This is a genomic window from Clostridium sp. CM037, from assembly GCF_055081095.1.
This window is the reverse complement of the sequence record NZ_CM143650.1, coordinates 997770-1010018: the sequence shown is the minus strand read 5'-3', so window position 1 is coordinate 1010018 and position 12249 is coordinate 997770. Positions and strand designations below refer to the sequence as shown.

The window sequence follows — 12249 nt, the reverse complement described above, 5'->3', positions numbered from 1 at the left end:
TCATCTCCAAAAATACATCACTATTACTAATATTTCATATATACGCATATTTCATATAACATGCATATTATTATTAAATAAAACATTGCCCCATACATTAATTTTATTGTATCTATTATATGTTCTTTCCCCAAATCATTTATTTTGTTTCCTATTGTTGGTTTATACATTTTTTCTCCAAAATATTCATTCGTACCACCTAGTCTAACTCCCATAGCCCCTGCTGCTGCTCCTTCTGGATAAGCACAATTAGGACTTTTATGATTTTTTCTATCTCTTATCATCACTTTTATACTGCAAGCAATATTTCCTCGAACAAGTGGTGATGCCAAACAGATTAAAAATCCTGTTATTCTTGCTGGTATAAAATTAAATACATCGTCTGTTTTAGCTGGAAAGAACCCAATATATTTATATTTTTCATTCATATATCCAAGCATTGAATCCATGGTATTTATGCCCTTATACATCATAGCTAAAGGTGCTCCCCCTAATATTGCATAGAGAATAGGGGCTATAACACCATCTGCTGTATTCTCTGCAATGGTCTCCACATCAGCTCTTACTATTTCATACTCAGTAAGGGTTTTTGTATCTCTCCCTACAAGGTACGATAATTTAACTCTTGCGTCATAAATATTATTATTAACTAAAGAATCATAAACCTTTTTACCTTCTTTATGAAGGCATCTAGCAGCTATTGTTGTCCAAAGCAATATTATATTGAGAATATGGTACAACCAAAAAAACTTATTAGAAATTCTCAAAATTATAAAAGGCACCAAAAAACTAGAAAGTGCTACTATAACTACAATAATTCCGCCAAAAACTTTAATTTGACCATTAGTTTTACATATCGTTCTGCCTAACTTCTCTAATTTAGAAATAAGTTTTCCTATATAAATCACCGGATGTTTAAACCAATATGGATCTCCAATTAATAAGTCTAACATTACCGCTAAAATTAAATCTATTATGTTCGTCTGAAATAGTATTGCCATTTTAATTCCTCACTATCTTATACTGTTATAATTTTTTAAATAGTTGTTAACTGTCCCTAACTTTTTCTTTTTAACTTTTTCTTTTTATTCCTATGATTTTATAGATTGAATCCATGTCTACATTATCTCTAACTATGTCTGCTAGCTTATCTAATTCTTTTTCTCTTAGATTTTCATAAACCTTAGATTTTTTAGGTTCCATAGCTTTTTTTACCCTTAAAGTATTAATCATATGTTCTCTAAACTCTACTCCATCAAAAACTCCATGAATATATGTACCCATAACATTTCCACCTGCATTTATTGCTCCATCAAAGGATGACGTATCAGAACCATTCTTATCATAGATTTCAAAAAGTGGTTTTGCATTATGACCATATTTACAAATTCCCATATGTATTTCGTAACCATAAGTTTCTATACTAGTATCCCTAATGTTAATGCTACGAGCCTTTACTCTTGTAGTTATTTTCTCATCTTCAAATATTGTGTCTACGTCTAAAAGCTTCATACCCTCTGTTTCTTTTGAATTTCCCTCTAAGCCATTAGGGTCACTTAAGCTATTTCCTAACATTTGATAGCCTCCACAAATACCTAATACGTTACCTTCTACACTATATTGCTGAACCGCTTTTGCAAGTCCCGAATTTCTTAAAGAAATTAAATCATCAATAGTATTTTTTGTTCCGGGTATGATAAGGAGGTCTGGCGTGCCCAATTCTCCTTTAGTTGTAACAAATCTAACTGATACATCTTCTTCAGCCTTTAATGCGTCTAAATCCGTAAAATTCGATATATGTGGAAGCTTTATTACAGCAATATCAATAGGTGCAGTAATTTTTTTGTTAAATTCTACTGCACCATCTTCATCTTCGAGTTCCAATCTAAAATAAGGAACTACCCCTGCACATGGAATATGTATAATATCCTCAATCATTGTAAGTCCTGGCTTTAAGATTTCTAAATCTCCTCTAAACTTATTAATAATAGTGGCTTTAACTCTTTTTTTCTCGGCCTCATTAAGCAAAAGCAAAGTCCCTGCTAGTGACGCAAATACTCCACCCTTATCTATATCTCCTGCGAGTATCACAGGTGCATCTATAAGTTCCGCCATTCCCATATTCACTATATCTCTATCTCTTAAATTAATTTCTGCTGGGCTACCTGCTCCTTCCATTACTATAATATCAAACTTCTTCTCTAATTCTTCAAACTGCTTTTTTAACATGTCTTTGAATTCCAATTTCATATTATGATATTCCATAGCTGTACTATTCCCAAAAACCTTTCCATTAACGATAATTTGGCACTTTTTATCCGAGGTAGGTTTTAATAAAATCGGATTCATATATACCTCTGGCTCCAATCCTGCCGCATAGGCTTGAAGCACCTGCGCACGTCCCATTTCTTTCCCATCCAATGTAATATAAGAATTCAATGACATATTCTGTGACTTAAAAGGACATACTGAAAACCCATCTTGCACAAAAATTCTGCAAAGTGCTGTTACTAATATGCTTTTTCCTACTGATGAAGCGGTTCCTTGAACCATTACTTTAGCCATTACTATTTCTCCTTTCTTCCTACTTGTATTCTTCTTTGGCACACAACAAAAAAACAGCAAGCTTGCGCACCTGCTGTTATGTACAAATTTTTCATTGCACTAACTTGAATTCTACAGTTCTTTCCCGCCGAAAGCTTAATATTACTAATTTAGGCAGGTCTCCTGGCTCTTGATACGCTTTCTCTTATCACTTTCCCTTTCAGGTAGTTATAAAAGATTTTCTCTCAATTACAGTAGCGGGGGCTGCTGTGGAATTACACCACATTCCCTTTTCACCTTACTAATCATCTACTAAAGTAACTTAATCCACTTTAGTGGCTGATTAATAAAAGGCACCTAAACAAATCTATTCATTTTTAACTAATATAATTCATAAGTTTCATTTTTAAAATTTTCAATTTAATACATTTCTATGTAATTAAGTTTATAGCATTATGTTAATCCTGTCAATAAATAAGAATCTAAAATGCTTAAGTCTCATATGGTTAAATTCGCTAAATTAATTTTGCTTGTAGAAACATAGCTTGTTTCCCTATTTCTGTGAATTTAGCTTCATATTCTGTAACTACATTATCTTTAAAATCACTCTTATGCAAATCATAGGTCGAAAATAATATTTCAAACCCACACTCTTTGAAATAGTCTACTGATTCTTCGAATAGCTCTGTATCATCTGTTTTGAACCAAACTTCAGATCCCGGTTTTAAGAATTTCTTATAGCTCGTCAAGAACTTAGTATGAGTTAATCTTCTTTTATTATGTCTGTCTTTTGGCCAAGGATTACAAAAATTTATATAAATTCTGCTTATCTCATCTTTTGCAAACACATCATCAATAAGCATAATGTTCATTGGCATAAGACGTACATTTATGTCTTGTGCTCCTTCAATTTCTCTTACTTCTATTACTTTTCTAAGGGCAAATACCAGAACCTCATCTTTTAAATCAATGCCTACAAAATTGATATCAATATCTCTCCTGGACTTTTCTGATATAAATCTACCTTTACCGCAACCTAGTTCTAGATGGATTTCATTATTATTTTTAAATTCTTCATTCCATTTTCCTTTGTGATCATATTGGTCAGTTATTACAATATGACTAGTTTCCAGCTCTGGTCTAGCCCAATATTTTTTTCTTAAGCGCATATGTTTTTCTCCTTACATTTATAATTTTTATGAAATTTACTTTTTATTTAAAACATCCCTGCAATATTTAAAAACTGTTTAAATAACCATAACCCTGGCGCTTGCACGATATAAGTAAAAACTGATTGTCCACCAGGTAATATAGGCAATATTAACACCATAAATATTAAGAATTGATACCTATAAATTGTATCTGGTAAATTGTAAAAAAACTTTGGGAACAAATCTCTAACTATATGAGATCCATCAAATCCCGGTATTGGCACTAAATTAAGAAAAAACAAAATACAATTTAGGTACCCTGTAATTATTAAAATTTGGCTAATAATAGTATATAATCCACCATGAATTGGTGGAAATTTCGAAAATAACACAGTAAGAATTGCAAATACAAACCCTAGAATTAGATTAGCAATTGGGCCTGCAACTGAAACTTTCAAATCATCCTTATAATAGTTTTTAAATGCACTAGGATTTGTCTGAACAGGCTTTGCCCAACCAAACCCTACTAATATAATCATAAGAAATCCCATTGGATCTATATGTGCGATTGGATTCAGCGTAAGTCTCCCTTGAAATCGTGGAGTTTTGTCTCCTAACCTATCTGCTACGATAGCATGCGCATACTCATGAAAAGTAAATGCTAATAAAATTGCCGGTATCATCAAAATCTTATTTAATATTTGTTGTGTATCCAAATTTATTCCTCCTTATATTCCTACATGGTAGGCAATGTTAATCGCTACTCACCTTGTTAATGCATCTTTGACTTGTTATTTTTTAAGATGTCTAATATACCTATTATAACAAAGTTTATTGTTATTTTGAATTGAATATTCTTAAAATAAAATAATATACCACCACAACTATATATCACCACAACTATATCCTTATGAATTAACTTATATTTTCAGATTATAGAAAAAACCTTATCTTAAAAAGATAAGGTCTTAAATAAAACACCATAGTATCGACTACTTAAAAAGAACAAAAGATACTTCTTTATTATTAACCAATGATACTATTCCCTTAGTATACAATTGCAATAATTCTCCTTTATAGCTAGTTTCAGTTCCAGAACTAACATCTTTTATTACAGCTTTCATTGCATCATTTTGATAGACCTTACCAAGAGATGTAACGAATAAATCATTTTTTTTAGAAGGTTTTTGTAAATCAATCACTTTCCAATTTTCAGTATTTTCTAATGTTTTCCCATAATAAATTTTGCTTACCAAATTATCTTTTAATTCTCCAAGATACACATTGTCATCATCATCAGTCCCAATTAAAGTAAGTTTTTCTACACCTTTAATATTTATAGGTTCCTCAAGACTGGTAGAATACATTTTATTATAGACTAATCCCTCGTACACCAAATTATCTTCATGGCGCGCTAATGCCATATTACTCACACTCTTTGGTATTGTATCAATCTTTGTAATCTCTTCCTCTCTGTCACTTCTATAGTCTCTGTCAATTCTATATATACTACTGCTCTCACCTTCATTTAAAACCTGTATATAAGTAACACCTGTTAAAATTGATACTTGAATATCTTCTACTTCATCATTTGTACCAGTATATGCTAATTTTCCTATCTTTACTTTTTCACCTTTTGCTACGTCATAAGAATACAATACTAAATTACTAGACTCATCATCACTTTTCTCTACTAAAAGCATTCTATTTCTATCTGGAAGCCATTTATAAAAAGAAATTTTGCTTCCATCTTCCGCCTCTATATTTTTAACGCTTCCATCCTTACAGTTAGCAATTTTTAATTCTTCATTCTCATAATAGCATAAATGTTTAGCATCATAGGATGCTAATATATTTTCTACGTTTGCTGGCAATGTAATATCAATATTTTTTAATTTATCGCTTTTATTTTCAACAATTTTTTCCGTAACCATTTTTGAATCAGTAGCTAAAAAATAATGATCTATATAAAATAAACCTAAACATTGCATGGATAACGAAAATATTATCCATATACTTATTCTTTTCTTCCAGCTCATAGTTTCTTCTCCTTTAATTTAAAATGTACTATGCTCAAATTTCACTTCATTGCCTACTCTCCACATAAATAATTGAAGGTATAGATCTTTCTCCATAGCTATCGCTAGGATTGTTTATAATTTCATCATCATAAAACAATGTAGAAGAAGAACCTCCATCTAAGTTAGTAGCATTATAAGCCCCATAATCATACAATATATCTTGCACCTCTCTTAAATTAGCACCTAAACTACCTATCTGTCTACCATCAATAACTAATAATATTATTGCACCATCTTTCCTTTGTCCAATAGCTGTTCTAGGTGCTATCCCCTGACGTCCGTCACCCGTATTTATAGTTTTATGTCCATTAACTATAAGTGCCGGACCAAAAGATACTGCTTCCATCACTTCAAGCTCTTTCATTTCTTTAATTGAATGAGCTCCAACTAATAAATTTCCTGATTTAGTAAATGCTACAACCTCTGTTTTTTCATTTTCATTTTTTATATCATTAAAAATTTCTTTACCATTAGACATTATAATTCCTGTTGGATTTGCTCCCGTTCCTGTCCATTTTTTGTCACCAGCTTTATCTGTAAACGCGCCAGCATTAACCGCTGCAATTGCATTATTATTTTTTGCAATATCACTAGTTAATTGCCCTTCTTCGCCGAGCTTACTACTATACCCTACTTTTAATCTAGTCGCGTCACTGATTACTAACACATGCCCTTTATATTTTGTCCCTTTAATATCATATCTTTCAATACTATTATCATCTTTATTTTCTATATTTACGCCATCCGAGTTATTTTGAGCTATAGTTTCCACTACTTGGTCCTTCATAATTTCTTTTATTTTTTCATCGGATAAAAATGATGTTGCTAGCCATTGTAATGTAAGAGTGGTCATTGCTGCGCCTACCACTGTAGTCTTTACATTTTTAAACGGACCATAATAAATCATAAATGGGCCTGTAATAGCTGTAAAAGTTAATTCAAATATTATAAAAAATAAAACAAGCGTGCTTTGACTTCTTTTCTTTCTCTTCCCACATTTTTCTATTTTTTTCATCTTTCCCATCCTTTTCTTTATTATGTACTATCATATTATACAATAAAACTATATATTTTAACACATCTTTTAAATGTAATTTTTGTGAATATAAATATCATATGATAAATTAATACAAAAGAGAGTATAAATTTTTATACTCTCTCCTATAGAATTAAATTTTTATAATTTTTTAGAGCCTTCGTATGCTAGGGGCGACCTCTCACATTCATCATATTTCAAAGTTACTTGATAACACAAGTCACTACCCTTCATTTTTTCAGATGCATAACACAAACCATTTGACCTTGAATCAAGAAAAGGATGATCTATTTGTTCTGGGTCACCTATAAGAATCAACTTAGTTCCCTCTCCAACTCTAGTTATTATTGCTTTAACTTGTTTCGGCGACAAATTTTGTGCCTCATCTATAATTACCCAATTTTTAACTATGGACCTTCCTCTAAGATAAGCAACAGCTTCAGTAGTTATAATTCTCCTATCAAACAAGTCATTTATTTTATCTAATAGTTGCTTCTCATTTTTGTAACGTTCTTTTTCATCAGATTCCACAAGTATCTCTAAATTATCAAATATCGGCCTCATGAATGGCGATATTTTTTCTTGTTCTGTACCAGGTAAAAACCCTATTTCCTCATCCATAGTAACATTGGGTCTGCAAATTAAAATCCTTCTATAATGTTCATTACTATCCTGTAATATTTTTTGAAGTCCTACCGCTAATGAAAATAATGTTTTAGCTGTTCCTGCAGGTCCTTTTATAATTACGAGTGGTGCTTTTACTGAGTCAGCGCTTAAAGCTTCCAGCATAAATTTCTGACCTACATTTCTTGGCGAAACTCCTGAAGGTTTACTTTCCTTATTATAAAGAGGTACTACATTTTTACCATCATATCTAGCGAGTGCCGTTTGTTTAGGATTTTCCATTGAATGAATTATTAAAAATTGATTTGTGTATAAAAATGGAGTGGTATATTCTTCTGTTTCCTCATCATATTTAAGTAAGGCACCAACTTCCAAATTTTTTTTACTGAAAAACTCCTGAAGCTTTTCTGGAGATACAAATACCTCCATTCTTCCTGTATACTGATTATCATACTCCGGTACAAATTTTTCATAAAAATCTTCTACATTAATATCTACGGCATCTGCCTTTATTCGTTGGAAAATGTCTTTGGTTATTAACCATACATCCTCGCCTTGCTCTTTAAGCCCTTTACATACCTGCAATATTCTATTGTCAGCTTTTTCTTTATTCCAAGAATCAGGAATTTTGGTATCATAATGATTCATTTCTACTCTAAGTCTTCCTCCACTTGTTAAATCAATACCCTCATTTAGTTTCCCCTGCTTCCTAAGTTTATCAATAAGTCTAGCCGCATATCTAGCATTAGCCCCTAAATCACTTTTATCTTTCTTAAAACTATCTAATTCCTCGAGTACCACTTCAGGTATTATTACATCATTATCTCCAAAAGATAATATGGCGCTTGGTGAATACAAAATAACATTTGTATCTAGTACATAGGTTTTTTTCAAAATGTCAGCTCCCCCTTTCTCTATTACTAATATATGTTACTTATCCTATAAATGAATTAAAAATAAAATAAAATTTAAAATTCCTATTAATTCTAAATATAGTATATTATTTTTTTTGACAAGTAATAGTTTTTATTATATAATAAAACCTACAACAGATTTGATAACATTATAGGATGGTGTATATGGATAACATTACAACAATTTTTAAAGAGAAGAAATTAAAACTTACACCTCAACGGATTGCTGTTTATAAATATTTGCAATCAACTAAAGAGCATCCTTCTGCAGAAGTGATTTACAAAGCTCTGCAACCAACGTATCCTACTATGAGTTTAGCTACGGTTTATAAAGCATTGAAAACTCTTATAGAAGTTAAATTAATAATTGAACTTAATGTAGGTGAGGGTAACTTTAGATATGATGGCAATGTGTCTTCACATCCTCACATACATTGCATAAGTTGTGGCAGGGTTGATGACATAGAAGGCATACGTTTTTCAAATATACGCGAAGATGTAAAACAGCATACTAGCTATGAAGTTTTAGAGAGTAAAGTATATTTTTATGGTTTATGTGAAAATTGCAAAATAATTAAATAAAGAAAGAAGTATGAAATTAAATTCATACTTCTTTCTTTATTTACCAAATCATTTATAACTTTCTTTTAATAACTCTTCCCATTCTTTAGAGCTATAACCACCACCTAAAATCTTTTTCAAAGCTAAAAGTACATTGTTTTTGAGTTTATCAGGTACATTATATAATATAGGTATATTATTATCATTAGCTTTATATATATGTTGAACCATTATTTTACCAATACCTGTGACTTTATTATTTGCGATTTTATTTCCACTTATAATTCCTTTCTGCACAATTCTTTCTTGAACCTCATCACTGTAAATATATTTAATAAACGCATCGGCATTATCGCCATTCTTTGCATTTACAGGAACACTTAATAAAGAATTAATTATAATAGGCCCATTAGACCCATACTTTGAATTATTCTCGTAATCTCCTATTATGCCTATATTACTTCCATTAAGTTTAGAATTATAATAAGAAATACATACTAATAATGGAGAATCACCATTATTAAAACCCGTAATATTTTGTTCATTACCTAATTCAAAAGAGTCCTTAGTAATTCCATTATTTTTTGTTAAAGAATCAAATTCTTTAAATATTCCCTGTACATCTTTCAATTTTTTATAAGATTCCTCACCACTATCATATTTTTCCTCAACGTCATGAATACTTATGCTCTTGCTAGCTATTAATGAAAATAGAAATCCACTCGCATCTACATCTCCCGTTAACACTACAGGAGTTTTCATACCCTTACCATTAATTTGCTTTAGCACATTTAACCATTGTTCTAAATTATTAGGGTTAGATATTTTTAGTTTCTCAAGATTCGCTTTATTATATAGTAGCTCAATAGAATATGGCACAACCCCTATTCCATAGTATTTATCTCCTACTCTACCATAAGAACTCATAATATTATAGTATCTATTATTTATAGTATTATCATCATAAGAATCTTTCATATCACTCAAAACTCCATTTTTACTAAGTTCAATAAGTTTATTCCTATTAGTAAAAATCACATCAATTTCTGTTCCTAAATTAATGGTCTCCATGATATCACTTTTATCACCTAGTGCATCATTTAGTTTTACTTCAACATCAGGGTTGTTCTTTTTAAAATCATCAATTAAAAGCTTAATTACTTTTGAAGAAGACTCATCAGTTGTGTCTAAAAATATATTTAATTTTTTTTCTTTTTCATCCATTTTGCATGATGAAAAGCTAAACACCATAGTTAAAACTATAAGAACGCAACATAAATTTTTTAATGATTTTTTCATAAGTTCACCTCACTTTATTAATAAGTGCACTCTCGGAAACTCTTAAGGTACTGCTAACTCTTGATTCATTTTGCTCAAAAATCAACTTCACCTCAAAAATTCGTGGTGCCTCATATTGTACGAATAACCTAGAAAATTTAAGCTATTCGTATTACTTTTAATCTTTTTTACTTAAACATTGTGAAATAAGACTTGACAGCTAGTAAAAATTCGCAAAATTAAATATGTATATTTTTTTACATTATTTCATTTGCGAGGAGTGTTTTTATGTTAACTGTTAAGGTTTCTCATTCTCAATATCAATATTTTCTTGAAACATTTTTAGAAAAATTCTATATTCAAACCAATCAACAAATCACTTTGTTTGAGCGTAGTTCACAAATAACTAAAATCTGGTCTACCGACCTAACCGGAATTGTCCCTCTAATAGAAAGTACTTACTCTAAATCTAATCAAGGGGCTCCGCCCAAAGATGCGGTAGCATTACTCAGGTCACTTATTATCATGGCTTATTGTAAAGAAACTAGTATATCATCTTGGGTAAAAACATTACGTTCAGACCCTTTCTATTCAATTTTATCTGGCTTTATACCCGCTTGCTATTCAGACTCTAAAGCCGAAGGCATACATGTTGACCGAATTCCTGGTGTAGGTACTTTTTATGATTTTATGGATAGGCTGATTCATAAGGATAAGATCCTTAATAAATCCAAACTGCGTAAAATTAAACGTAAACCACGTAAAAAACAAAAGAAAAACCAAAAGATGAATAACTCCAAGTCTGGTGTAGTTGACCGTTTAGTTAAAAGAATCTTAAAATATGATAATTCAAAGCTCCTTGACAGAAGCGAATCCAAAATGAACAACATACTTAAAGAATTATTTGTTATTCCTTCTTTATCAATGGGTATTTTGGGCGATCCTTCTAAACTAAATATTGCTGGCGACGGAACCTGTATGCCAACACAGGCTTCGCCTTACGGTAAAAAAGTTTGTGATTGCAAACTTAAACCAGGAGAACATTGTGACTGTTATCGAAAGTTTACCGACCCCAGTGCTAGCTGGGGTTGGGATAGCTTTAATGAACATTATTACTATGGTCATACCTATCACGGATTTACTGCCTGTGATAGCTTTTACAGCCTACCTATCCATATTAAATTTGTTAGCGCGGCACGCCATGATGCTGTTACTGGCGTTTATGCACTTAAAGAACTTGTGGATTTATATCCTGAAATTAAATTTCATTCTGTAGCCTTAGATTCTGCTTATGATGCTAATGCTTTTTATCTTTTATGCATGCATTATGGAATAAATCCTATTATTGATTTAAATTCACGTTCTTCAAAACCTTCATCAAATAGTGAATTTGTTAAACTTGATAAGAATGCTATTCCACACGGAACTGTTTGTGGACATCAGCTTCGTAATTGGGGAATTATTAGTAAACAATATAGACATAAATGGTTATTCCCAGTTCAATGTGAAAACTGTGAAAAATGTCCTATGAAAAGCAATAAATCTTATTACACTAAAACATTAGACAACCCAAGGTATTTCACTCCAATATTAAGAGGTTCAAAACAATGGAAATCTCTTTATAAAAGACGTTCAACTACTGAAAGATGTTGGGATAGAATAAATAACAATTTTCATGCTGAAGATGCAATTATTTATTCTGTTGGGTGTAGAATAACAAGGGTATTTCTTGGTGCATTTTGCTGTTTCATAGATGCTTGGGCATCAGAAAGATTAATAGCCCTTGCCGATATTTTCCCAACTCTTAAAAATATAGCTGCGTAATTTAAAATAAATTTCAATTCAATAACCAGCCTACGGCTTTTTTAAAATAGTGTATAAAAAAGTCTTTTTGTCATGTCCGTAATTAATTCAAATATAACTTTTCATTCAAATAAGCACTTTTAATACTTAAATATGGAAATTGTTAATTATTGTTTTCCGACTATACTATTAATAAATATGAATCTTTTTTAAATTTATTTAATATAAATTAATTAAACATACAATTGTTACATATA

General features: G+C 30.9%; 10 protein-coding genes and 1 riboswitch. Of the genes, 2 read left to right on the top strand and 8 right to left on the bottom strand.

What is annotated here, in order from left to right:
* Window positions 1-26: 26 nt before the first annotated feature.
* The 7 genes from cbiB to ACWJKP_RS04700 form a co-directional block, all read right to left on the bottom strand.
* Window positions 27-977, bottom strand: a complete 951-nt coding sequence (cbiB, locus tag ACWJKP_RS04730; RefSeq protein ID WP_165411732.1) for an adenosylcobinamide-phosphate synthase CbiB — start codon at window positions 975-977, stop codon at window positions 27-29.
* Window positions 978-1071: 94 nt separating this feature from the next.
* Window positions 1072-2565, bottom strand: coding sequence for a cobyric acid synthase (locus tag ACWJKP_RS04725; protein ID WP_165411629.1), 1494 nt, complete (start codon window positions 2563-2565; stop codon window positions 1072-1074).
* A 135-nt stretch (window positions 2566-2700) separates the two neighbouring features.
* Window positions 2701-2885: riboswitch (cobalamin riboswitch) on the bottom strand.
* A 174-nt stretch (window positions 2886-3059) separates the two neighbouring features.
* Window positions 3060-3713 (bottom strand): tRNA (guanosine(46)-N7)-methyltransferase TrmB, encoded by a 654-nt coding sequence (gene trmB, locus ACWJKP_RS04720; protein ID WP_165411628.1) that lies wholly within the window; start codon window positions 3711-3713, stop codon window positions 3060-3062.
* A 47-nt stretch (window positions 3714-3760) separates the two neighbouring features.
* Entirely contained in the window at window positions 3761-4378 is a 618-nt protein-coding gene (locus tag ACWJKP_RS04715) for a site-2 protease family protein (protein ID WP_187351393.1), read from the bottom strand.
* Between the two features lie 309 nt (window positions 4379-4687).
* Window positions 4688-5734 carry a hypothetical protein gene (locus ACWJKP_RS04710; RefSeq protein WP_165411626.1) on the bottom strand — a complete coding sequence of 349 codons (1047 nt, stop codon included), beginning with the start codon at window positions 5732-5734 and terminating at the stop codon, window positions 4688-4690.
* A 46-nt stretch (window positions 5735-5780) separates the two neighbouring features.
* On the bottom strand, window positions 5781-6791 hold the full coding sequence (locus tag ACWJKP_RS04705) for a phosphodiester glycosidase family protein (protein WP_165411625.1): 1011 nt from the start codon (window positions 6789-6791) through the stop codon (window positions 5781-5783).
* Window positions 6792-6953: 162 nt separating this feature from the next.
* The gene (locus ACWJKP_RS04700) at window positions 6954-8330 is read right to left on the bottom strand and encodes a PhoH family protein (RefSeq protein WP_165411624.1); all 1377 of its coding nucleotides are present in this window, start codon (window positions 8328-8330) and stop codon (window positions 6954-6956) included.
* Window positions 8331-8515: 185 nt separating this feature from the next.
* On the opposite strand from ACWJKP_RS04700, the gene perR reads away from it, so the two are divergent.
* The gene (gene perR / locus ACWJKP_RS04695) at window positions 8516-8932 is read left to right on the top strand and encodes a transcriptional regulator PerR (protein WP_165411623.1); all 417 of its coding nucleotides are present in this window, start codon (window positions 8516-8518) and stop codon (window positions 8930-8932) included.
* A 48-nt stretch (window positions 8933-8980) separates the two neighbouring features.
* Here perR and ACWJKP_RS04690 read toward each other — a convergent pair whose 3' ends face one another.
* Window positions 8981-10210: an ABC transporter substrate-binding protein gene (locus ACWJKP_RS04690; protein ID WP_165411622.1), complete on the bottom strand. Its 1230-nt coding sequence runs from the start codon at window positions 10208-10210 to the stop codon at window positions 8981-8983.
* 267 nt (window positions 10211-10477) lie between these two features.
* Between ACWJKP_RS04690 and ACWJKP_RS04685 the strand changes: the two genes are divergently transcribed.
* Window positions 10478-12013, top strand: coding sequence for a transposase (locus ACWJKP_RS04685; RefSeq protein ID WP_224578784.1), 1536 nt, complete (start codon window positions 10478-10480; stop codon window positions 12011-12013).
* Window positions 12014-12249: the final 236 nt, after the last annotated feature.